We start from the raw sequence: 22027 nt of genomic DNA, 5'->3' as shown, positions 1-22027 counted from the left end.
TCGGAACCCGCGTCTCTCGGTTCGAACGACTGCGTCCCGCTGCCCGACGGCAGCGGGACGCAACCAGGGGCCCTCATTTACCAACAGTGTCACACGGCCCGGCCCCGGACCGACGGCACGGCCGCCCGGTCAGCAGGAGCGGAACACGTAGCCCTGCTGGCCGGCGGGCCGCACGTCCACGTCGCGGCGGACCACGGAGAGCTTCGCCCCCAGGGCCGAACACGTCTTGGTGAAGTCGCTCGACCGGTACTCGATGACGAAGACGCGGTTGCCGTACGCGGAGGCGTAGTCGGCGCACTCGTCGTACCGGCCGCACTCCTCGGCCACCGCGAAGTCGAAGCCGATCGTCCTGCCCTGGCTCAGCAGGTCGGTGGTGTTCTTCTGCCCGATCGCCAGACCGGCCGCGTGCGCCCGCGAGGCCAGCAGCTTGGCGAAGGCGGCGTTGTGCGTCCGGGTCAGCAGACCGTCGGAGCGCTCGTACGAATCGAGGTTGTCCGGCTCCACGGCCTGGTAGCCGGCCTTCTTGCAGCCGTCGATCCAGCCTCCGACGATCTTCGCGAGCCGGGTGCGCTTGGCCGAGGTGGACGTGTCGAGCAGCGCCTCGCCCCACGCCTCGTCGTTGACCAGGTCGCCGTTGCCGTCGCGCAGCAGCAGGTCGGGGTTCTTCTTCTGCCACCAGTCCATCTCACCCGGCTGAGTCTGGAAGGCGTTGACGTAGCAGACGTTGTACAGGCCGCGGGCCGGCTTGTCCCCGCGGTCCCGGGAGACGGCCTTGACCCCGGCGGGCGGCGTGTAGGCACCGCCGATCTGGTAGTCGAAGGCGGCGTTCGCCTTGGGGAGGACGACCTTGGGGGCCGCTTTCACGGCGGAGCCCGTCGCGAAGGCGTTGGACAGCATCAGGCCCGCCCCGGTCGCCACCGCGACACCGGCGGCGACGCCCGCGAGGGTGCTCCTGCGGCGGAAGAACGGGGGGACGGCGTGCTTGGACATGCGTACTCCTGTGCGTGGTCTGAGAACCTGCCCCCGCATCATGGACGGCCGATCATGAGTGAATCGTGAGCGTCATCGCCGCGCCCGCACTCCGCCGCGTCCGCCCGCGCGCCGACGCCGCGACCGGCCCGGTGCGAGCCGCAGCACGAAGACCGCGCCACCGCCGGGCCGGGCCCGCACGGTGAGGCTTCCGCGGTGGACGGTCGCGACCCGGTGCACCAGCGACAGGCCGATGCCCGTACCGCCCCCCGGCGAGCGGAAGCGCTCCATCAGCTCCGGCAGCCGCCCGGGCTCCACACCGGGGCCCCGGTCGGCGACCGAGACCGACGGCCCCAGCACGGACACCAGCAGATCAGCCCCGCCCGGCGCGCCCGGAGTCCGGCCGTGCCGTGCGGCGTTGTCCAGCAGGTTGCGCACCGCCACCCGCACCAGCCCCGCGTCGGCCTCGACCACGGACTCCTCCAGGCACAGCTCCAGCCGGTGCCCGCCGTCCGGCAGATCCGCGCAGACCTCCTCCACGAGCTGGTCCAGGCGCAGCGGCGTCGGCCGGACGGAGTCCACGGCCGCGTCCAGCTGCCCACGGGTCAGCAGGTTCTCCACCACGTCGGCCATCCGGTCCGCCGCCCGCCGGATGCGCGGCAGGTGAACGCCCAGCCCGCCCGCGCCGCCCTCGGCCACCTCCACCGAGCCGCGCATCACGGCCACCGGCGTCCGCAGCTCGTGCGCCGCGTCGGCCAGCAACCGCTCCTGCTGCTCCAGCGCCTGCCAGGCCGGACGCATGCTCCGGCCCGACAGCACGTGGCCGGTGAGCCCGGCGAGGGCCGTGAGCGCCCCGCCGCCGGCGGCCAGGGACAGGATCAGACTGCGGTGCTCGGCCGAGCCGCGTTCCGGGTCGCCGACCGCGACGGCCGCGCCCGCCATCGCGTCGGTGGCGTCGTGGTGGAAGGGCACGGCCAGCAGGTAGACGGGGTCGCCGGACCGGTCGTGCCCCGTCGAGCGCACCACGTCGTCCGCCCGCATCGCCGAGCGCGCCACCCGTTCCGCGGTCGCGTCCGCGACGTCGAACCGGCTGACCCGTCCGCGGAACACGAAGGCGTGCGGCCCGCCGGGCGGGGCCTCCAGCACCAGGATCTGCGGGGTGCCCGTGGTCGCCTCGTCGTCCTGGAGACCGTCGAGGCGGAGCCGGTCCTCCTCGTAGTAGACCAGCGAGGCCGCGACGGAGGCCCGGCGGCGCATCTCGTCGTACTCCGACGCCTGCCGGGACCGGTCGTCGGTGCGGATCACCAGCCAGCACAGGCAGCTCAGCCCGAGGGCGGTGATCAGGGTGTACGCGGCGGTCAGCCGCAGCTGGAGCCGGCGCAGCCGCCGTCTGGCCGGCGACCGCCGACGGCGTTCGGGGCGGCCCGCCATCAGGACGGCCCCCGTCCCGCGCTCATCAGGAACCCCTGACCGCGCACGGTGTGCACCAGCCCCGGCGAGCCGAGCTTGCGCCGTACGCCCGCGATGACGGCGTCCACCACGTTGGAGACCGGGTCGGCCATCTCGTCCCAGCAGTGCTCCAGCAGACCGGTGCGCGTGACCACGCTCTCCGCGTTCACCAGGAGCTGCTGGAGCACGGCGTACTCCTTCGGGCTCAGGGACAGCAGCACCCCGCCCCGCCGCACCTCGCGCCGGGCCAGGTCCATCACCACGTCCGCGCAGCCCAGGAAGGCGGGCAGGCGCTCGGTCGCCCGCCGGGTCAGGCTGCGCACCCGCAGCACCAGCTCGCGCATGGCGAAGGGCTTGGCCAGGTAGTCGTCCGCCCCGCTCTCCAGCCCGAACAGCCGGTCGTCGAGCGTGTCCAGGGCCGTGAGGCACAGGACGGGCACGGACCAGCCGGTCCGCCGCCGGCGCTCCAGCGGGACCAGGGTGTCGCCGAAGGGCACCATGCGGTCCAGGACCACGCAGTCGTACGCCGTGACGTGCAGCATCACATCGGCGTCCGGCCAGTCCGGCGCGCAGTCCACGGCGAAACCCGCCTCGCGCAGGCCCGCGGCGATCACCGCGCGCAGGTCGTCCTCGTCCTCCACCAGAAGTACGCGCAAGAGATCGCCTCCGGGAGTTGTCGGCAGGGGAACGGGAACACCCCTCCCCGAGGCGGCCCGGACGGACCGCCCGACGCGCCCGGGGGCCGGGAGAGACGCCATCCTAGGACGCCCCGGACCTCCCGTGACCTGCGGGGCCCGCGCCCGGCCCGCCGCCGGGGCGCAACGACACGGCGGCCTCGGCCGTCACCGCCCCGGCGACGGCCGCCAGGGACGGCGAGTCGAGCTTCCACTGCTGCCAGTACAGCGGGACGTCGACGGTGCGCCCCGGAGCCAGGTCCACCAGACGGCCCGCCGCCAGCAGGGCCTCCGCCTGGACGTCGGGCACCATGCCCCAGCCCATGCCGGCCGCGACCGCCGCCACGAACCCCTCGGAGGTGGGCACGTAGTGCCGCCGACCGCTCGCGCGGTCACCGCCGAGCCCCCGAACGAAGGTGTCCTGGAGGTCGTCCCGCCGGTCGAAGCCCACCACCGGCGCGGCGGCGAGCAGATCGCGCGGAGTCGTGCCCGCCCTCGGCCCGAACCACCGGTCGGCGAACCCGGATCCGGCCACCGGCAGGTAGCGCATCACGCCCAGGCCGCGCACCGAGCAGCCCGTCACCGCCTCCGGCGACGAGGTCACCGCCGCCATCACCCGTCCCTCCCGCAGCAGGGCGGACGTGTGGTCCTGGTCCTCCCGGCGCAGCTCGTAGCAGACCTCCGCCGTCTCGGGCACCCGGCGCAGGGCCGGGAGGAACCAGGTCGCCAGGGAGTCCGCGTTCACCGCGATCGACAGCCGGGCCGGCTCACCCGGGCCCGACATCCCGAGCGACGCCATCGCGTCGCGCTCCAGCCGGGCCAGCTGGCGGGCGAAGCGCACCACCACCTCGCCGGACTCCGTGGGCCGTACGGGCTTGGTCCGCATCAGCAGCACCCGTCCCGTCCGCTGCTCCAGCGCCTTCACGCGCTGGCTGATCGCGGACGGTGTCACGTGCAGCACACTCGCCGCCGCGTCGAACGTGCCCTCGTCGACGACGGCCAGCAGCGTGCGGACCTGATCAAGGGGAAGCTCCGGCATCACAAGCGCTAATGATACGTAAGAATTCTTAGCTGTACGTCAGCCCCCACGTCTCCGTAACGTCAGCACCATGACCAGCACGCTCAGCACCGCCGCCGCCGGATTCGCCACCGGTCTCTCCCTCATCGTCGCCATCGGCGCCCAGAACGCACTCGTCCTGCGCCAGGGGGTGCGCCGCGACGCCGTCCTGCCGGTGGTGGCGATATGCGCGCTGTCCGACGCGGTCCTCATCGCGCTCGGCGTCGCCGGAGTGGGGGCCGTCGTCGTGGCCTGGCCCTCCGCTCTGACGGTCGTCGCGCTGCTCGGCGGCGTGTTCCTGATCTGCTACGGCGTCCTCGCCGCACGACGCGCGCTGCGTCCGTCGGCCCTGCTCGCGGGGGATGCGCCGAACGGGACGCGGCGCGGCCCCGTGCTCGCCTGCCTCGCCATGACGTGGCTCAATCCGCACGTCTACCTGGACACCGTGTTCCTGCTCGGCTCGGTGGCGGCCGACCGGGGCTCCGGGCGCTGGGTGTTCGGCCTCGGAGCGGTCCTCGCCAGCCTGTGCTGGTTCGCCGCTCTCGGGTTCGGCGCCCGGCTGCTCAGCGGCGTCCTGGCGCGTCCGTCGTCCTGGCGGGTCCTGGACGGGCTCGTCGCGGCGATGATGATCGGCCTCGGCGCCAAGCTGATGCTGGGCGCCTGAGGGCCCCGGCGCGTTCCGCGGCGCGGCGCGGCGTCAGAGGGGGTACGGCGCGAGGCGGACCAGCTCGTCGGTGCGCTGGGGGGTCAGATCGAGCGCCGCGAGCACGGAGGGCGTGGTGATGCTGGGCAGCACGTGGTGCTGGAGCGTGAGGTAGCGCTTCTGGAGATCCTCGTAGTTGGTCAGGGTCTGGGAGACCGCCTGGATGCCGGCGAACGCGGCCACATAGAGATCCGCCGTCTCTGTGGGGTTGACGTGGGTGAGGAGTTCACCGTTGTGTTTGGCTTGCGCGAGGAGGCGGTGGGTGGCCTCCTGCCAGCGGAGGAAGGGGCCGCTGCGGTCGAGGCCCTGAGCCTGCTGGTCCATGGACAGGCGAACGCCGGCGCGGGCGAGGAGGCTGGTGCGCAGGCGATGACTGAAGAGCAGCCCCAGATCGATGAGTTCCTGGAGCTTGAGCAGTTGCTCCGGGACGGATTCCGGCGGCTCCTGGGCGTCGAGGACGCCGAGTGCGAGGTCTTCCTTGGATGTGAAGTGGAAGTAGAGCGCGCCCTTGGTGACGCCGGCGACCTTGAGTATCTGGGTGATCGTGGCGGCTTGGTACCCGTGTTTCTCGAAGGTCTCCGCTGCTGCCATCAGGATCGCTCGGCGGGTACGGATCGCCCGGTCCTGCTTGGCCATCCTGCCTCCTTCGTTGCGCTGGGCCGGTGGTGGTGCGACCGGGAGTCGGGCATGGGGGCCGGGGACCTCCCCGCCGGGGTAGAAAAAAACCGCTTAGTCTGTATGTTATCAGCGCACCGCTGGAACAACCCACTCGCCAACACATGACCCCTGGGGGGAGTTATGCCCGAAGCAGCAGTCCTGATCGATCCCGGGACGGTAGAGGTCCCGTTCGTCGAGCACGTCCCGGACGGGGGGCCGGTGCACCCCGTGAGGATGGAACTGGTGCATCGGAGCCGGGCGGAGGACGCCTTCGCGCGGAGCTGGGTACGCCGGGGCCCGGACCGGTTCTCGGTCGCGGCCGTCCTGCCGCACGACCATCCGTTCTTCGCGCCCGTTCCCGGGGACCGCCACGACCCGATGCTCCTGACCGAGGCGATGCGGCAGGCGGCGATGCTCGCCTTCCACGCCGGCTACGGCGTCCCGCTGGGCCATCACTTCCTGATGGCGGACCTCGACTTCGCCTGCCGCCTCTCCCGCCTGCGCGTCGCCGGCGGGCCCGCCGAGGTCGACATCGAGGTGACGTGCTCCGAGCTGAAGTGGCGCGGCGGAACGCCGGTGCAGGGGCGCGTGGACTGGGTGGTGCTCCGCGGCGGACTGGTGGCGGCGACCGGAATGGGCGCGACGAGGTTCACCAGCCCGCAGGTGTACCGGCGGATGCGCGGCGGCTCCGCGACACCGGGCACCTGCATACCCGATGCGCCCTCGGTCTCGCCGGTGCCGGCGGGCCGGGGCCGCGTCGAGGACGTCGTCCTGACGGAAGGCCCGCTGGAGGGCGTCTGGGAACTGCGCGTGGACACCCGCCATCCCACCCTGTTCCAGCGGCCCAACGACCATGTGCCGGGCATGCTGCTGCTCGAAGCGGCCCGGCAGGCCGCGTGCCTGGTCGCGGGGCCGGGCGGCTTCGTGCCGGCGGAGGGCAGCACGCGGTTCCACCGCTACGCGGAGTTCACCAGCCCCTGCTGGATCCGGGCGGTGGTCCTGCCCGGCGCGGCTCCCGATACGGTGACCGTGCAGGTGACGGGCCATCAGGACCGCAGCCCCGTGTTCTCCACCGTGCTCTCGGGGCCGCGCCTCACCGGCTGACCGAGCCCGGTCCGGGCCGCGACGGGGCCGCGCCGACAGGCCCTGAGCCGGCCGCCCGGCGAAGGCGGTGCCGCGGCGGCGCGACGACGCGCCCCGCGTGATGGTGTCGGGACGAGAGGAAGAGGTGGATGGTGCTTCTGGTGACGGGGGCGACCGGACCGGTGGGCCGCGAGGTCGCCGCACTGCTGGCGGCTGCGGGACCGGTGCGGATCCTGGCGCGGAATCCGGGACGGGTGACGGTACGGGGGCCCGGTGTCGAGGTCGTCGCGGGGGAGTACGCGGACCGCGGCTCCCTCGACCGGGCGCTGAAAGGCGTCAGCGGAGTCTTCCTGGTGACGAACAGCCCGGCGGAACCGGACGACGAGCGGGTCGCCGGAGCGGCACGCGCGGCAGGCGTCGGCCGTCTGGTGAAGCTGTCCATGATGGCGGTGGAGGAGCCCGGCGCGGACGACTTCATCACCCGGCGCCAGCGCGGCAACGAGCAGGCCATCAGGGAGTCCGGCGTGCCCTGGACGTTCGTCCGTGCCAGGACGTTCATGTCCAACACCCTCTCCTGGGCTCCGGGTATCCGGTCCGCCGGTGTGGTGCGAGCCCTGTACGGGGACTCGCCGGTCGCGTGCGTCGATCCGCGGGACGTCGCCGCCGTCGCGGTCGCCGTGCTCACCGGAACCGGCCACGAAGGCCGGGCGTACCCCGTCTCCGGTCCCGAGGCGATCACCGCGCGGGACCGGACGGCGCGGCTCTCCGAGGTGCTGGGAAGGCCCCTGCGCTATGAGGAACTCCCCCTGGAACAGGCGCGCGAGGCGCTCTTCGCGAAATATCCGGCCCCGGTGGCCCAGGCGTTCGTCGAGAGCGCGGAGCGTCAGCGCGCGGGAGCCAAGGCGGCCGTCGTCCCCACCGTGCGGGAACTGACGGGCCGTCCTGCCAGGACGTTCCGCACCTGGGCCGCCGACCACGCGGACGCCTTCGCCGCCGACCCGCCGGCATCGGGCTGAAGCCGGTCGCCCGTACGGGAGTTGGCCCGGTTGCGGACGGCCGCGCGGCGGTCCGGCTCTTCGCTGGAAATGAAACCGCTGAGTTGGTTTGATAACTCCCATGATGCCGTCTCACCCGCTCGGCCCGCAATCCCCGGTCCGCCCGGCTCTCCGCCCGGGCGGCGCTCCGGCCGTTCGGGACTTCCCTGGGAGGCTCCGGTGACCAAGCAGGAACGTGCCACCCGTACGCGCCAGGCGCTGATCCGGTCCGCCGCGGAGGCGTTCGAACAGCACGGATACGCCCAGGCGGGGCTGACGCTGATCAGCTCCGGCGCGGGCGTGAGCACCGGGGCGCTCCACTTCCACTTCGAGAACAAGGCCGCCGTCGCCGCCGCGGTCGTGGCGGAGGCGTCGCGCGGTCTGAGCGACGCCCATGACGCCGTCCGGCGCGGAACCGACACCGCGCTGCAGGCGCTCGTGGACATCTCGCACGCCCTCAGCGCCCTGCTGCGCCGGGACACCGTGGTCCGGGCCGGATTCCGGCTCAGTTGCGACGAGGAGTGCGCCGAACCCGCTCTGCGCGCCCAGTGGCGGTGTTGTGTCCGTGACCTGCTGGACGAGGCCGCCGTCGCCGGCGCGCTCGCCGACGGCGTCTCCCGTGCGGACGTGACCGCGGCGACGGTGGCCGTCACGACCGGGTTCGAGGTGCTGGGGCGGCACGACCCGCAGTGGCTCGCCGCGGAACGGCTCACCGGCTACTGGCGTCTGCTGCTGCCCGGCCTGGCCGTCGCCGAGGTCCGTGCCCGGCTGAACCCCGCGGGGACCGCCCCGTCGTACGCGCCCGAGGCCGTCGGCGGCGGGTCGTGAGAGCAGCACGGCCGGGCCCGTGCGGCGACCGCCCCGCGCTCACGGCCGCGTAGGGGCGGACCGGGCCCTGTCCCCGCCGCGTGGGAAACGGCTGGGCCCGGCCCCCCGCTCCCGGTAGTTTCCGGCCGCATGGCTGACACCCGCGCCCCACGCTCACACTCGCGCGCCTCGCCGCGCTCTACGACCGGCTCGACCCGGACCGCGGCGATCTCGACGCCTACCTGCGGACCGCGCGCGACCTCGGCGCGCGTCGCGTCCTGGACATCGGCTGCGGAACCGGCGTCTTCGCCCTGAGACTGGCCGATCGCGCCGTCGAGGTCGTCGGCCTCGATCCCGACCGGGCCTCCATCGACGCGGCCCGCGCCAAACCGGGCAGCGAGCGCGTCCGCTGGATCCGCGGCGACGCGACCTCGCTGCCGCCGCTGCGCGTCGACCTGGTGACGATGACGGCGAACGCCGCCCAGGAGATCATCGGACGGTCCCTCTGGCGGCGGACGCTGCGCGGGGCCCGCGAAGCACTGCGCCCCGGCGGCCGTCTGCTCTTCGAGAGCCGGGACCCGGCCATGTGCGCCTGGCAGGAGTGGAACCGCGAGACGTCCCGCCGGGTCACGGCGGTACCCGGGGTCGGCGAGGTCGAGAGCTGGGTCGAGCTGATCGAGGCCGACCTGCCGCTCGTCTCGTTCCGCTGGACCTACGTCTTCGCCGCCGACGGCGCGGTCCTCACCACGCGGTCGACGCTCCGCTTCCGTGAACGCCGCGAGATCGAGAAGGACCTGGCCGAGGCAGGGTTCCTCCTGGAGGACGTCCGCGACGCACCGGACCGCCCGGGCAGGGAGTTCGTCTTCCTCGCCCGACGCCCGGAGCGCACGCACGCGAGAGCAGCCGCGACGGAACACGGGTGACACACCTCTGACGCCCGCCCGGGGCCCGTCGCCTACGACCCCGGCGGTATGCGGGTCAGGTCGGCGCGGATCGCGTCCGATCCCCAACTCGCCAGCATCCGCAGGGCCTCGGCCGACGCCGATCCCGGTTCGCCGTGGAACGTCACCAGGAACTGCTCCTCGTCGTCCGGCAGATGCAGCGTCTCGTACGACAGGGACAGCTCGCCGGCGAGCGGATGCCGTATCAGCTTGACGCCGTGGCCCTTCTCCTTGACGTTGTGGGTGGCCCACAGCCGCCTGAACTCCTCGCTCTTGACGCTGAGTTCACCGACGAGCGCCGACAGCTCGGGATCGTCGGGATGGCAGCCCGCGTACAGGCGCAGATAGCTGACCGTGTCCGAGGCCTTGGCATCCCAGTCCACGAACAGGTCCTGGTAGGCGGGGGAGAGGAACACCAACCGGGCCCAGTTGCGCTCCTTGGGCGGCAGCGCGCCCCAGTCGCCGAACAGCGCCGCCGCCAGCGGGTTCCAGGCGAGGATGTCGGTGCGCGCGCCGGATACGTACGCCGGAACGCCGTCCATCGTGTCCAGGAGCTGCCGCAGGCCGAGCCGCACCTGCTGCACCCTGGCCGGCCGCCGCTTCTTCTTGTGCCGCGCCGGCTTGGTCATATGGGTCAGATGCGCGTGCTCGGCGTCGGTCAGCCGCAGGGCGTGCGCGATGGCGTCCAGCACCTCCGCCGACACATTGCGCCCGTTGCCCTGTTCCAGGCGGGTGTAGTACGCCACCGACACCCCGGCCAGCTGCGCCAGCTCCTCCCGCCGCAGTCCCGGCACCCTGCGGTGCCGGCCGAACTCGGGCAGCCCGACGTCCTGGGGCTTGAGCCGGGCCCGACGGGTGCGCAGGAACTCGCTGAGCTCCGCGCGCCGGTCGAACGTCTCGGGGCCGGAGGGTACGGGCTGGTCGTCCATGGCCTCCATGATGCCTGGTCCCACGACCGGGAGGCTGTCCCCGCCAGTAGTAGGACCGCTGGTCCTAGGCAAAGCGGTGACCTGGGTGAACGCGCGGTTGATCGGCATGCTGGAAGGCGTTCCAGACGCACCACCAGAGTTCCGCACGCATCACCAGAGGAGAACCACCGGCATGACCACCGTTGCCGCTTACGCCGCCCCCAGCGCCAAGGCCCCGCTGGAGCGTACGACCATCGAGCGCCGCCCGGTGGGTGAGTTCGACGTCCTGATCGACATCAAGTACTCGGGAATCTGCCACTCCGACATCCACCAGGCCCGCGACGGCTGGGGCGAGGGGATCTTCCCCATGGTGCCCGGCCACGAGATCGCGGGCATCGTCGCCGAGACGGGCTCCGGTGTGACGAGGTTCAAGGTCGGCGACCGCGTCGGCGTCGGGTGCATGGTCGACTCGTGCGGTCGCTGCGACGCCTGCGCCTCCGGCCGCGAGCAGCACTGCGCCGAGGGGAACACGCCGACCTACAACGCGCTCGACCGGAACGGCGAGCCCACGTACGGCGGCTACTCGACGCACATCGTCGTCCGCGAGGGCTTCACCGTCGGCATTCCGAACGGGATCGCACTCGACGAGGCCGCGCCGCTGCTGTGCGCGGGCATCACCACGTACTCGCCGCTCAAGCGCTGGGGAGCCGGCCCCGGCAAGAAGGTCGCGGTCCTCGGGCTGGGCGGCCTCGGCCACATGGCGGTCAAGATCGCACACGCGCTCGGCGCGGAGGTCACCGTGCTCTCCCAGTCGCTGCGCAAGAAGGAGGACGGTCTGAAGCTGGGAGCCGACCACTACTACGCGACCAGCGACCCCAGGACCTTCGAGGAACTGGCCGGCCGCTTCGACATCATCCTCTCCACCGTATCCGCGCCACTGGACTTCGGCGCCTACCTCGGCCTGCTGCGGACCGACGGAATCCTGGTCAACGTCGGCGCCCCCGAGGAGCCGATCTCGCTGAACCTCTTCTCGCTGATCGGCGGCAACCGCTCGCTGGCCGGATCGCTGATCGGGGGCATCGCGGAGACGCAGGAGATGCTGGACTTCTGCGCGGCCCACGGGCTCGGAGCCGAGATCGAAGTGATCGAGGCGGCCCGTGTCAACGAGGCGTACGAGCGGGTGCTCGCGAGCGACGTGCGCTACCGCTTCGTGATCGACGCCGCGACGATCTGACGCGTCTCGCCGCCGTACCGGCCGGGCCGGTACGGCGGCGCGGGCGGAGTCTGAACACCGCGATCCGCGCTCAGGTCGAAAGCCCCGGGCGCGGATCGCGGTCAGACCGAAGGACCTGCGGCGGACGCGACGGGGACGGCGCGGCCGGCGGCGTGGAGCACGGCCGGGAGGAGCCCCGGGAACAGTGCTTCCAGGTCGTCGTCGCGCAGTCGGCTCATGCGCGAGGTGCCCGCGTAGTGCTGACGGATGACTCCCGCCTCACGCAGCACCTTGAAGTGATGGGTGGAGGTGGACTTGCTCACCGGCAGATCGAAGGCGATGCAGGCCATGTCCTCGTGCCCGTCGGCCAGATCGCGCACAATGCTCAGCCGGATGGGATCGGCCAGCGCGTGCAGCACCGCCTCCAGGCGCATCTCGTCCTGGCGCGGATGCGCGAGCTGCCGCCCGGTCCCGCCGTCCCGCTCGGTGCTGGGCATCGATGGCCTCCTTCTGCTGTCTCCTCCCAAAGTACGAAGTTCTTCGTATTTTGACAAGCGGCGGGCGGCCGGTGCCCCGCCCGCCCGGTCCTCGCCGCGCCCGAGCGGCGCCGCGCACAAGCAGCGCCGCGAAGGCCGCCGGAGCTCCGAGGCGAAGGGGCCTCGGAGGCCGGCGAGGGGAACTTGGAGGTCAGAGCTGGAACTCCGCAGGGGAGAGCCCCAGCGTCACGCACGCCTCCCGGATGATCATCGCCTCGGCCTGGGAGAAGTCTCCGTCGGCGCCCGCGATCACCAGGCCGGTCTGGATCACGGCCCTTGCCTCGGCCGGCTTCTTCGCGGCCTTGGCGATCTCCTGCAACGCGTCGTTCTTGCCCTGCGCGAAGTTGAAGGAGAGCTGGTCCACGTGCTTGTTGAACCGCTGGCGCAGCTGCTCCGGCGGGAAGTTCTGCAACACATCGTTGCTGAGGATCATGCCCTCGACGCGCTGCCGCTCGGCCGGGTCGACGTGCCCGTCCGCCGCCGCGACCAGCGCGCACATCGCCATGCTGGCGTCGCGGTACGCGCCGCTCTTCAGCTCCGTCTTCAGCGAGCCGAGCTGCGTCTTCAGCACGCTGACCAGTTGGGCGCGTGAATTCCCGCCTGCCCCGCCCGCTCCGTCGACGCCGCTGCTCCGTCCTCCGCTCGGGCCGCGCCCGCCCTGGGACTGCTGCAGAGTCTTGGCCTGGTCCTTGAGTCGGTCCCACACAGCCATTGGCATTACCTCGGTATTCGTCACAGTCATCGGTCACGAGCCCGTATGCGCTCACCGGTCCAACGCCCGGCCTCGGGTAAAGGTTCCGCAAAGTCGACCGTCCTCGCGCACGGCCGCCGCCCCAGGGTGATCCTCGCCGCTGAAGGGCCCCGCCGATCGGCGCGGATCGGCGGGCGCGCGCCGACGGTGGGTGGCGGTGCGGGTGGCCGGAAGCGTGTCTTGACGTGGGCATGACCGAACGCGAGGCTGTGTGCGTCGCACAGCTCCACCCCCCACCCCGTCGGCCCCAGGAGACTGCCAGCATGCGACTCGCCAACGCACGGACACCCGGCCGGACGCGAAACAGACGGACCGCCGCCCTCGCCGCCCTGCTCGCCCTCGGCCTCGCCGCCCCCGTGGCCGCCGTCACCAGTGCCGACGCCTCGACCCGCAGCGCCGCCGTCGCCGCGGACGAACAGGTGCGGCAGTACGAGATCACCGGGCGGACCACGCCCGCCGCCCGCACCGCGATCGCCCGCACCGGCGTCTCGGTCGACGAGGTCCACGACCACGGCGTCGTCGTCACTGCGGACCCGGCCCAGGCCAGGAAGCTCCGGTCCCTCGGCCACGTACTCGACGCCCTGCCCGCCCCGGGCGCCGAACCGCACGCGAAAGGACCCGTCGGCGCCCTCGACTTCCCGTCCGCCGACTCCCGCTACCACAACTACGCGGAGACGAACGCCGAGATCGACGCCCGAATCGCGGCGAACCCCTCGATCATGAGCAAGCGGGTCATCGGGAAGACCTACCAGGGCCGGGACATCGTCGCGATCAAGGTCAGCGACAACGTCGCCACCGACGAGGCCGAGCCCGAAGTCCTCTTCACCGCCCATCAGCACGCCCGCGAGCACCTGACCGTCGAGATGGCGCTCTACCTGCTGCGCGAACTCGCCGAGGACTACGGCACCGACTCCCGGATCACCCAGGCGGTCAACGGCCGCGAACTGTGGATCGTGCCGGACCTCAACCCCGACGGCGGCGAGTACGACATCGCCACCGGCTCGTACCGCAGCTGGCGCAAGAACCGCCAGCCCAACTCCGGCTCCACCGCCGTGGGAACGGACCTCAACCGCAACTGGGGCTTCAAGTGGGGCTGCTGCGGCGGCTCCTCCTCCAGCCCCTCATCGGAGACGTACCGCGGAGCCGCGGCCGAGTCCGCGCCCGAGACGAAGGTCGTGGCCGACTTCGTCCGCAGCCGGGTGATCGGCGGCAAGCAGCAGATCAAGGCGGGCATCGACTTCCACACCTACAGCGAGCTGGTGCTGTGGCCGTTCGGCTACACCTACAGCGACACGGCCGCCGGCATGACGGCCGACGACCGCAACGCCTTCGCCGCCGTGGGGCAGAAGATGGGCGCGAGCAACGGCTACACCGCCGAGCAGTCCAGCGATCTCTACATCACCGACGGATCGATCGACGACTGGCTGTGGGGCTCGCAGAAGATCTTCGCCTACACCTTCGAGATGTACCCCGGATCGGCCTCCGGCGGCGGCTTCTACCCGCCCGACGAGGTCATCGAGCGGGAGACCTCGCGCAACCGGGACGCGGTGCTCCAGCTGATCGAGAACTCCGACTGCATGTACCGGTCGATCGGCAAGCAGGCGCAGTACTGCTCCTGACCGCTCGTCCGCCCGACAGGAGCCGGGCTCGGGAAGCGGGAGCCCGGCGCGACGGCGGGATGAGGGCCTTCGACGCGTGGTGCGTACCGGCGCACCGCGCCGGAGGCCCTCATCCGCGCCCGGACGGTCGGCGGGGGGCCGGGATCAGCCCCAGGTGAGCGGGTCGAGCCGGAGGTAGAAGCGCTCCCGGCCACGGTCGAGCGCGATCCCGTACCGGCGGCCGAACGCCTCGTCGGCGGCGAGCGCCGCGTCCTCGTCCGCCCATGTCTCACGGGAGTTGGCGAGCAGGAGTGCGATGTCGGCGTACGGATCGGCCCGTCCGGCGCGGCCGAGGTCGATGAAGCCCGACACCTCCAGCGTCCGCGGATCGAGGACGATGTTGGGCAGGCACAGGTCGCCGTGGCAGACGACGGCCTCGGCGGCCTCCTGCGCGAGGCGCTGTCCGACCTCCGGGGCGATGCGTGCGAGCAGTTCGCCGCCAGGCGTGTTCCGGTCGTCGTCGGGCAGGAAGTCGGGATCGACCGCGCCTCGCGCGACGACGTCCCCGGCGAGCGCGAACATCCGCTCCAGGTCGCGGGAGAACGGGCACCGCTCCACCGGCAGCCGGTGCAGGTGGCGCACGGCCTCCGCGATCGACTCCCACGCCGCGCCGAGCGTCCGGGCGGAGACGCGATCCGCGCCCACTCCCTCGACGGTGCTGGTCACCAGGCAGGCGGCGCCCTCGGCGCGGACGCGCCAGTCGAGCACCCGCGGAACCGGAACGCCCTGTGCGCCGAGCCACTCGACGCGGTCGCGTTCGTCCTGCAACGCGGCCGAACGCGCGGCGGGAACACACTTGGCGTAGCGCGAACCGTCGGCGGAACGATAGACCCCCGCCCCCGACTCGCCTCCGGTCACCGGCTCCCAGTCGCCCCCGTCGGGATCGGCGCTCAACATCTTCCGGAACATGGCATCGGTCACGGTGATCACTGTATGCGGCGGCGGTGGCGGCCAGGGGCAGGATTGCGCCGAACCACCGTGCCGGGCCGGGGACTTCCACATCGGCGACGAGGTGACGATCGCCGCCGAGGTGCGTCGCTACCGGGACGCCGGGGGACGGAGGTGGTGTTCTCCGGGACGGAGATCGCGGGAGACGCCGACCGCCGCCGTACCCGGGCGCTGCTGGGAGACCTGGCGGGCCGAGCGGCGGCGGCCGACCGGAGGCGGTTCCGGCCGTCGCCACCGGCGGCGCGGACGCTTCGGCCGCGGGCGGCTGCGGAGGACAAGTTCGTTGAAATCAAAAGATGTTGCGCGTTCGGAGCAGTGCTCCGGGCGGTTCCGTGCGCTGCCGGTGGGGCGCGTGGCGCGACGGCGCGTCCGAACAGGTGCATCTCGTCGCGACGCGAGCGCGCCCCGCCCGGATGCCGGCCGGCGCCGGGCCATGGTGAGTGCACCCGCACCACCCGCCAACGAGAAGGAGCGCACATGCTTCGCCGTATCGCCGTCACGCTGGCCACCGTCGCCACCGCCGGTCTCGTCGCCGCCGCCCCCGCCGCCGCCACCGGCTGGGAGGGCGGGAAGATCGGGGCCGAGTACGCCGCCGTCGAGGGATCCCGCGCGAGCGGTGAGATCCTCAACCTCGGCGGCCCGTACGGGATCACCTACGTCAAGGGCGAGAGGGAGCACTTCGAGGCCGAGCGCGGCCAGTTCCTCGCCGAGTACGCGCAGGGCCGCTGACCCTCACCGTTCCACACACCTCAGCACGCAGGGCCCGCTCCGGTCGTCGGGGCGGGCCTTCCGCGTACCGGGCGGCCGGGGCGGCCGACGGCTCCGCCCACGCACCGAGGCGCCGTGGCGCCGGTGCTACCCGGCAGCCCAGTCGCGCATCGCGCTGCGTGAGGCGAAGTCGGCCACATTCCGGTCCAGGGGCTTGTCCGCGTACTGATGGATGCGCCACTCCGCCTCGATCCGCGGGCGGCCCGCGGAGACGTAGTCGGCGATCCAGAGCCCGTCGCCCGCGTAGTCGGTCCGATCGTACGTGCGCCAGAAGGTGCGGTTGCAGTACAGCAGGGCCCGGTGGTCGGGTCGGCGCTTCTTGAGCTCCCGCAGGAAGCCGTCCTTGTCCGCGTTGCTCGCCCGTGTGCCGTCTCCGGTCTCCTCCCAGTCGACCGCGAGCAGGTCGCCGTCCTTCTCCGGGGTCTTGCTCAGGAAATAGGTCACCTGGTCCGCCACGTCTCCCGGCCACAGGAAGTGGTAGAAGCCGACCACGCATTCGGCGTCCCGTGCCCGCTTGACCTGTTCGTCGAGACGCGGGTTGACGTAGCTGCGGCCCTCGGTGGACTTGATGAGGACGAAGTCGAGGCCGTCCGTGTCGTAGTTGGGCTGGTAGGCGCTGACGTCGACACCGTGGAGCATGGGAACCGCCTCAAGAAGTGGATCACTGGCATTCCGTTTCCTGCCCACCCCTTGCTTGCCCGGAACGGTTCCATCCGTCCTGTTCGAACCACGGTGCCGGACCTGAGCGCGGGGGCGCGTGCGCCGGTGTGAGACGGGGGCGGTCGGACCTGAGCGCGCGAGCGGACCGCCGACGGTGAGAGTGTGACCTGAAATGTTCGGTCGCCGCCGTGCTGCGAGAAGCCTTTACGAGGTGTTCGGGGGTGTGGAGGTGGTATCCAACAGGGCTGTGTCTTCGTTGGTGTGGGTAGCATCAGCTGCTCACGTTGTTGGACGCACACCGAAGGACGAGGACTTCATGTCTGGAAACACCCCTACGTCCGGCCTCACCGCGGATTACGCACAGCGGATCGCCGACGATCTGTCCGCCAACAGGAGCGAGCAGGATCGGATGCGTACCGAACTCTCCAGGCTGCAGGCGGAGCTCGTGCAGTTGGAGGAGAGTGAGCAGGTGCTGGTGAAGATGCAGCACGTTCTCGGCAGCGGCACGCCGGGCAGCACCGCTGGCACGGGCACCGGCACGGCCGCCCGGAGCGCCAAGGGCGGCAAGACCGCGACCGTGCCGAGCGCCCGCCGCGCGAAGGCCGGGAGCGGCGCACCCCGGAAGTCCGAGGCGAAGACGACCGCCCCCAAGCGGCCCGCCAAGAAGACGGCCAAGAAGACGGCCAAGAAGGCCGCCAAGAGCACCCACGCCACCGAGACCACGTGGCGTGAGCTGATCACGGATCACCTGGCCGGGCAGGGCGAGCCCCGCTCCGCCGCCGAGATCACCACCGCCCTCGCCGAGGCGCACCCGGACCGCAAGGTCCAGGTGACGGTCGTGCGCAACACCTTGGAACAGGGTGTCGCACACGGCCTGCTGGAACGTTCCAAGCAGGGGCGCTCCGTCTTCTACAGCCCGGCTGCGGCCAAGGACGCCGCCCCGGCGGAGGCGGAGAAGGCGTCCGCCTGACGATGTGTCACGGCGGCGTCGCGGGTGGTGTGCGCGCGTACCCGGGGAGCGGCGAGCCGTCCCACGGCGCGTCCCTCTCCGGCTGACGCCCTCTCAGCGCGGATGCTGGATTCATGACCATCACCTTCATCACCGGGGCCAACAAGGGCCTCGGCCTCGAAACCGCCCGGCGGCTGACCGGGCTCGGCCACACCGTGATCATCGGAGCGCGGGACGCCGAGCGCGGTCGGAGCGCCGCCGAAGGGCTCGGCGCGCGGTTCGTCCGCATCGACGTCACCGACGAGGAGTCCGTCGCGGCGGCGGCGGCCGACATCCGGGATCACGAGCACCGCATCGACACCCTCATCAACAACGCCGGGATCACCGGAACGCACGCACCCGCCGAGGAACTGACGGGTGCGGAGGCCACTGAGGTCTTCGACACCAACGTGATCGGCGTCGTCCGTGTCACCTCCGCGTTCCTGCCGCTGCTGCGCGGATCCCGGAGCCCGGCGGTGATCAACGTCAGCAGCGGCATGGGATCGCAGGCGCTCACCCACGACCCCGACCGGATCGAATCCCGGTACGCCGCTCCGCTGTACACGGCCTCCAAGGCCGCGGTGACGATGCTCACCACGCAGTACGCCAAGGCGCTGCCCGGTATCCGGGTGAACGCCGTCGATCCCGGATTCACCGCCACCGACCTGAACGGCCGGCGCGGCACCCAGACGATCCGTGAGGGAACCGACGCCATCGTCGCCCTCGCCACGGAGCCGGCCGACGCCGGCACCGGCCGCTTCGTCGACCGCTTCGGCCCCGTCGCCTGGTAGACCGTGCGCCGGGCGACACCTCGCCGCGTGTGTTCCGACTCGTCCGCCGCCCGCCGCCCTATCGTTGCGCCGATGAGCCAAGGACACGGGAGAGGACGGCGCCGCGGCCGGCCGGACACTCGGAAGACGATCGTCGACGCAGCCCGCAGCCGCTTCCTGGAAGACGGCTACCACGCTGTGACACTCCGCTCCGTCGCCGCCGACGCGGACGTCGACATCGCACTCATCGGCTACTACTTCGGCTCGAAGAAGGGACTGTTCGGGGCGGCCCTCGCCCTGCCGGCGAACCCCGCCGAACTCCTCGCCGACCTGCTGAGGAGCGGCGACCACTCCGACTTCCCCGAACGGGCCGCACGCACCGTGCTCCGCGCCTGGGACGATCCCCGCACCGGGCCGGAACTCCTCTCGCTGCTCCGGCGCGCCGGTGTGGACGGGTCCCTCTCCGTGCTGTTGAGGGAAGTCCTCGAAGCCGAAGTGATCCGCCCCCTCGGCGCGTTGCTCGGCGGGAGCGACGCCCCGCAACGGGCCGCGTCCTTCTCGGCGATCATGACGGGCCTCGTCACGAGCCGCTATCTGCTGCGACTGGACCCGATCGCCTCGATGAGCACCGAGGACGTCGTCGCCCACATCACGCCGCTGCTCGGCCAGGCGCTGCGCGGCCCCGGGCGCACCCGCCGGCCGCCGGCGGCCACCGTCTGAAACCCGGCGACGCCCTGCTCGGCGGACCGTTTGTCAGAGCGGTTGCGACAGCGGTCGCCCGGTCGCCCGGCGTACGAAGTAGTCCTCCGCCGCCGTCGTGCCCCGGCCGTCGCGTCCGATGCTCGCGAGATAGCCGTCCGGGCGGACCACGAACGTTCCGCCGTGCGCCCCGAAGCCGTAGCGCCGCGCGATGCGCCGTTGCGGGTCGACCACGTCGACTCCGGGCCCCGGCTCGTCGCCGACCAGGAGTCGCCGGGTGCCGGGAGGCGTTCCGGGAGGCGCGGGGCGGGCATCGGCGTCAAGACTCTCGGGCAGGACGGTGACGACGGTGTGTCCCGGACCCTCCGCGAGGAGGCTGTGCCAAGGCGGCTGCCCCTCTGCCGTCCGGACGTCGGGAGCGGCGTCCCCCGGCTGGGGCCCGTGCCCGCGCTCGCCGCGTACGACAAGCGGACTGTGGCGGTAGTTGACCGTGATCTCCTCCGTCATGTCGGCCACACCGTGCTTCAGCGGAGCAAGGCCGGACGCCGTGTGCAGCAGGATGTTGCGCACGGTTCGCTCCGCCGGGCGCCGCAGCGTGCCGAGGTCGGTCAGCCGGGTCGTCTGTTCTATGACGCGCTGGGCGACGGGGTGCCGCTCGGCATGGTAGCTGTCCAGGAGTTCGGACGCCGCCTCGCCGCGCACGACCGCCGCGAGCTTCCAGGCGAGGTTGAAGGCGTCCTGCATCCCGGTGTTCATGCCCTGCCCGCCGGCCGGGCTGTGGATGTGCGCCGCGTCGCCGAGCAGCAGGGCCCGTCCCCGCCGGTAGCGCGGTACCTGCGCGTGGTGGATGTCGAAGACCGTCGACCAGTGCGTGGAGGTGACGGCGATCCCTCCGGCGCGTGCGTCGAGGACGTCCTGTACCTGTGCGGGCGTGGGTTCGGTGGTGGGTGTGTCGAGCGGGACCTGCGCGATGACTCTGACGCGGCGCTCCCTCATGGGGAACACGAGGAGCGGGCCGCCGCCCTCCGGCGGGAAGAACGTGTGGATCGCGGACGGGTCGAGCCGGTGCGTCGCCTCGACGTCGGCGAGGAGGAACCGCTCGCCCGTGAACGAGCCCACCAGCCGCTGCCCGGTGCCCGCCCGGACCGTGCTGTGACTGCCGTCGGCGCCCGCGATCCACGGCGTCTCCGCGGTCTCGCCGCCGCCATCGGGGAGGCTCAGCCGCGCCCGTGCTCCGTCGCCGTCCTGGGCGAACTCCGTCAGGGTCACTCCGCGCTCGATCCGCACGCCGAGTGACCGGAGACGGCGGGTGAGGATGAGTTCGGTGTCCGTCTGGGGGAGTACCAGGGAGAAGGGGAACGGGCTGTCCACCGTGTCGAGTTCCACGTGGGCGAGGACGTTCGGACCGTCGTGCATCTCGACGGCCGAGGCGCGTATGCCCGCCGCGAGGAAGTCGTCCAGCGCGCCGACCCGTTCGAGGGCTTCCAGCGTGCGGGCGTGAACGACGATCGCCCGGGACTGATCGGTGGGCCGGGGCAGGCGGTCGACGACCCGGACCGGTATCTCCCGGCGCGCGAGTTCGCAGGCGAGGACGAGGCCCACGGGCCCGGCGCCCACGACGAGAACCGGCGGGGCATTCCCTGTGCGCATGGTTCCTCCAGGCGGTCGTGAACCCGTTCCCCCATGAGTACTACGTCGCCGTCCGCGACGGGAGGCTGATGAATTGGGCGGCGCAGTGGGAAGCCCCCGCGCGAGGGCGGGACGAGCCGGGAAACCGGCGGTGTCCGGCCCCTTCCGCCGGGGCGGTTGCGCGGTCGCGGTCGGGACGGAGCCGTCGGCGTTGAATTTCCCGGGCCCCGGGACGGGCTGTCCTCCGCCCCGACGGGCCTGGTAGCCGCCGGGGCGGAGGAGTGAGGGGGGGCGAGCGCGTGCCCGGTGCCGGAGCCAGGCCCGACCGACCGGACGGCTCTCAGCGTCGCGCCATGAGGAACGCCCTGGTCACACGGGACTGGTGGTCGAGGGCCCGCCGTATCCGGGGGCCGGTGTGCGCGGTGCCGCGGCCGACCTCGGTGCCGCGTGCGGCGCCGGTTGCCGGCGCGACGGTGGTGTACACGTGCTCCTGGCCTCCGTACCCGAGGGCGAGGGTGGTCTCGACGACGGTGGTCTCGCGCCGGTACCGGAGGGTCACGTTCACCGGGTAGGGGCGCGGGCTGCGCAGGATCTCCGGGCCGGTGAATCCCAGCTCGGCCAGGACCGGCCCCATCGTGTTGACGGCCTCGGCCGTGAAGGCACGCACCCGTACGTCGACGCAGGCGAGCACGGGGGAGGAGAGCTCGGCCGGGCGGCCCGGTGGGGCCGACGCGGCGAGGGGAGTCCTCGAAGCCTTCACCGCGTGCCTCCCGTCCCGCCTCGGATCACTGTTTCGGTCTTCGGCCCTGCCGCCCCGGCGGGACGCCGTACCAGCGGACGCCGGAGCACCGCGATGCGGCCTGCGCCCACTATTGCCCTTTCCTCCGTGAATGTCGTTAGGGGAAATCCCTAGGAAGGATGGCTCCGGGAGCGACGATCATGTCGGGCTCCCGGCGATTCCGCTCCCGGCTCCGGCTTTCCGGCACCGGCTCCGGTACCGGCTTCCCGTCTCCCGTCTCCCGCTCTCCGGCCGTACGCCCGCTGCCCCGCCGCGGGTCGCCGTCGGGCGAACGCCATGTACGCAATCGCGTTCCGGGACATCGTGTCGATCGGCTGGGCGGCCGG

General features: G+C 72.3%; 22 protein-coding genes and 2 pseudogenes. 12 read left to right on the top strand and 12 right to left on the bottom strand.

The window, feature by feature from the left end; genetic code table 11:
* Window positions 1-129: 129 nt before the first annotated feature.
* The 4 genes from EES43_RS00795 to EES43_RS00780 all read right to left on the bottom strand — a co-directional run bounded on the left by EES43_RS00795 (window position 130) and on the right by EES43_RS00780 (window position 4134).
* Window positions 130-990 (bottom strand): endo alpha-1,4 polygalactosaminidase, encoded by an 861-nt coding sequence (locus tag EES43_RS00795; protein WP_124266833.1) that lies wholly within the window; start codon window positions 988-990, stop codon window positions 130-132.
* Between the two features lie 72 nt (window positions 991-1062).
* Window positions 1063-2400, bottom strand: coding sequence for a sensor histidine kinase (locus EES43_RS00790; protein ID WP_124266832.1), 1338 nt, complete (start codon window positions 2398-2400; stop codon window positions 1063-1065).
* A complete protein-coding gene (locus tag EES43_RS00785; RefSeq protein WP_124266831.1) occupies window positions 2400-3074 on the bottom strand; it encodes a response regulator transcription factor in 675 nt (224 codons plus the stop codon). The genes EES43_RS00790 and EES43_RS00785 overlap by 1 nt, the downstream gene beginning before the upstream one ends.
* A gap of 103 nt (window positions 3075-3177) precedes the next feature.
* Window positions 3178-4134, bottom strand: coding sequence for a LysR family transcriptional regulator ArgP (locus EES43_RS00780; protein WP_124266830.1), 957 nt, complete (start codon window positions 4132-4134; stop codon window positions 3178-3180).
* 67 nt (window positions 4135-4201) lie between these two features.
* Between EES43_RS00780 and EES43_RS00775 the strand changes: the two genes are divergently transcribed.
* Window positions 4202-4813 (top strand): LysE/ArgO family amino acid transporter, encoded by a 612-nt coding sequence (locus EES43_RS00775; protein ID WP_124266829.1) that lies wholly within the window; start codon window positions 4202-4204, stop codon window positions 4811-4813.
* 33 nt (window positions 4814-4846) lie between these two features.
* On the opposite strand, the gene EES43_RS00770 is transcribed toward EES43_RS00775, so the two are convergent.
* The gene (locus EES43_RS00770) at window positions 4847-5488 is read right to left on the bottom strand and encodes a ScbR family autoregulator-binding transcription factor (protein ID WP_124266828.1); all 642 of its coding nucleotides are present in this window, start codon (window positions 5486-5488) and stop codon (window positions 4847-4849) included.
* A 162-nt stretch (window positions 5489-5650) separates the two neighbouring features.
* Here EES43_RS00770 and EES43_RS00765 point away from each other — a divergent pair, with 162 nt between their 5' ends.
* The 4 genes and pseudogenes from EES43_RS00765 to EES43_RS00750 all read left to right on the top strand — a co-directional run.
* Window positions 5651-6613, top strand: a complete 963-nt coding sequence (locus EES43_RS00765; protein ID WP_124266827.1) for a ScbA/BarX family gamma-butyrolactone biosynthesis protein — start codon at window positions 5651-5653, stop codon at window positions 6611-6613.
* 131 nt (window positions 6614-6744) lie between these two features.
* Window positions 6745-7608 (top strand): NmrA family NAD(P)-binding protein, encoded by an 864-nt coding sequence (locus EES43_RS00760; RefSeq protein WP_124271728.1) that lies wholly within the window; start codon window positions 6745-6747, stop codon window positions 7606-7608.
* A gap of 198 nt (window positions 7609-7806) precedes the next feature.
* Window positions 7807-8454 carry a ScbR family autoregulator-binding transcription factor gene (locus EES43_RS00755; protein ID WP_124266826.1) on the top strand — a complete coding sequence of 216 codons (648 nt, stop codon included), beginning with the start codon at window positions 7807-7809 and terminating at the stop codon, window positions 8452-8454.
* 164 nt (window positions 8455-8618) lie between these two features.
* Window positions 8619-9356 (top strand): annotated as a pseudogene (locus EES43_RS00750) (class I SAM-dependent methyltransferase); the annotation flags it as partial.
* A gap of 32 nt (window positions 9357-9388) precedes the next feature.
* Here the strand turns inward: EES43_RS00750 and EES43_RS00745 are convergent.
* Complete coding sequence (locus tag EES43_RS00745) at window positions 9389-10303, bottom strand: helix-turn-helix domain-containing protein (protein ID WP_124271727.1); 915 nt, start codon at window positions 10301-10303, stop codon at window positions 9389-9391.
* Between the two features lie 172 nt (window positions 10304-10475).
* Here EES43_RS00745 and EES43_RS00740 point away from each other — a divergent pair, with 172 nt between their 5' ends.
* On the top strand, window positions 10476-11516 hold the full coding sequence (locus EES43_RS00740; protein ID WP_124266824.1) for an NAD(P)-dependent alcohol dehydrogenase: 1041 nt from the start codon (window positions 10476-10478) through the stop codon (window positions 11514-11516).
* Window positions 11517-11617: 101 nt separating this feature from the next.
* Here EES43_RS00740 and EES43_RS00735 read toward each other — a convergent pair whose 3' ends face one another.
* Complete coding sequence (locus tag EES43_RS00735) at window positions 11618-11992, bottom strand: ArsR/SmtB family transcription factor (protein ID WP_124266823.1); 375 nt, start codon at window positions 11990-11992, stop codon at window positions 11618-11620.
* Between the two features lie 190 nt (window positions 11993-12182).
* Window positions 12183-12743, bottom strand: a complete 561-nt coding sequence (locus EES43_RS00730) for a tellurite resistance TerB family protein (protein ID WP_124266822.1) — start codon at window positions 12741-12743, stop codon at window positions 12183-12185.
* A gap of 302 nt (window positions 12744-13045) precedes the next feature.
* On the opposite strand from EES43_RS00730, the gene EES43_RS00725 reads away from it, so the two are divergent.
* Window positions 13046-14401: a M14 family metallopeptidase gene (locus EES43_RS00725; RefSeq protein ID WP_124266821.1), complete on the top strand. Its 1356-nt coding sequence runs from the start codon at window positions 13046-13048 to the stop codon at window positions 14399-14401.
* A 144-nt stretch (window positions 14402-14545) separates the two neighbouring features.
* Here EES43_RS00725 and EES43_RS00720 read toward each other — a convergent pair whose 3' ends face one another.
* The gene (locus EES43_RS00720; RefSeq protein WP_241192595.1) at window positions 14546-15349 is read right to left on the bottom strand and encodes an APH(3'') family aminoglycoside O-phosphotransferase; all 804 of its coding nucleotides are present in this window, start codon (window positions 15347-15349) and stop codon (window positions 14546-14548) included.
* A gap of 91 nt (window positions 15350-15440) precedes the next feature.
* Here EES43_RS00720 and EES43_RS31095 point away from each other — a divergent pair.
* Window positions 15441-15580 (top strand): annotated as a pseudogene (locus tag EES43_RS31095) (LLM class F420-dependent oxidoreductase); the annotation flags it as partial.
* Between the two features lie 285 nt (window positions 15581-15865).
* Window positions 15866-16117 (top strand): hypothetical protein, encoded by a 252-nt coding sequence (locus EES43_RS00710; RefSeq protein ID WP_124271725.1) that lies wholly within the window; start codon window positions 15866-15868, stop codon window positions 16115-16117.
* A 126-nt stretch (window positions 16118-16243) separates the two neighbouring features.
* On the opposite strand, the gene EES43_RS00705 is transcribed toward EES43_RS00710, so the two are convergent.
* Window positions 16244-16795, bottom strand: coding sequence for a glycoside hydrolase family 25 protein (locus EES43_RS00705; RefSeq protein ID WP_124266820.1), 552 nt, complete (start codon window positions 16793-16795; stop codon window positions 16244-16246).
* A gap of 337 nt (window positions 16796-17132) precedes the next feature.
* Here EES43_RS00705 and EES43_RS00700 point away from each other — a divergent pair, with 337 nt between their 5' ends.
* From EES43_RS00700 to EES43_RS00690, 3 genes are all read left to right on the top strand, one after another.
* Complete coding sequence (locus tag EES43_RS00700) at window positions 17133-17786, top strand: hypothetical protein (protein WP_124266819.1); 654 nt, start codon at window positions 17133-17135, stop codon at window positions 17784-17786.
* Between the two features lie 113 nt (window positions 17787-17899).
* The gene (locus EES43_RS00695) at window positions 17900-18595 is read left to right on the top strand and encodes an SDR family NAD(P)-dependent oxidoreductase (protein WP_124266818.1); all 696 of its coding nucleotides are present in this window, start codon (window positions 17900-17902) and stop codon (window positions 18593-18595) included.
* A 72-nt stretch (window positions 18596-18667) separates the two neighbouring features.
* On the top strand, window positions 18668-19294 hold the full coding sequence (locus EES43_RS00690) for a TetR/AcrR family transcriptional regulator (protein ID WP_124266817.1): 627 nt from the start codon (window positions 18668-18670) through the stop codon (window positions 19292-19294).
* A 33-nt stretch (window positions 19295-19327) separates the two neighbouring features.
* Here EES43_RS00690 and EES43_RS00685 read toward each other — a convergent pair whose 3' ends face one another.
* Both EES43_RS00685 and EES43_RS00680 read right to left on the bottom strand, forming a co-directional pair.
* Window positions 19328-20923: an FAD-dependent monooxygenase gene (locus tag EES43_RS00685; protein ID WP_124266816.1), complete on the bottom strand. Its 1596-nt coding sequence runs from the start codon at window positions 20921-20923 to the stop codon at window positions 19328-19330.
* A 319-nt stretch (window positions 20924-21242) separates the two neighbouring features.
* Window positions 21243-21662, bottom strand: a complete 420-nt coding sequence (locus EES43_RS00680; protein WP_124266815.1) for a hypothetical protein — start codon at window positions 21660-21662, stop codon at window positions 21243-21245.
* Window positions 21663-22027 lie beyond the last annotated feature (365 nt).

The sequence above is a fragment of the Streptomyces sp. ADI96-02 genome, from assembly GCF_003846185.1.
Classification (GTDB): Bacteria; Actinomycetota; Actinomycetes; order Streptomycetales; family Streptomycetaceae; genus Streptomyces.
The sequence above is the reverse complement of the archived record's forward strand: the minus strand, read 5'-3'. Positions and strand labels throughout refer to the sequence as shown.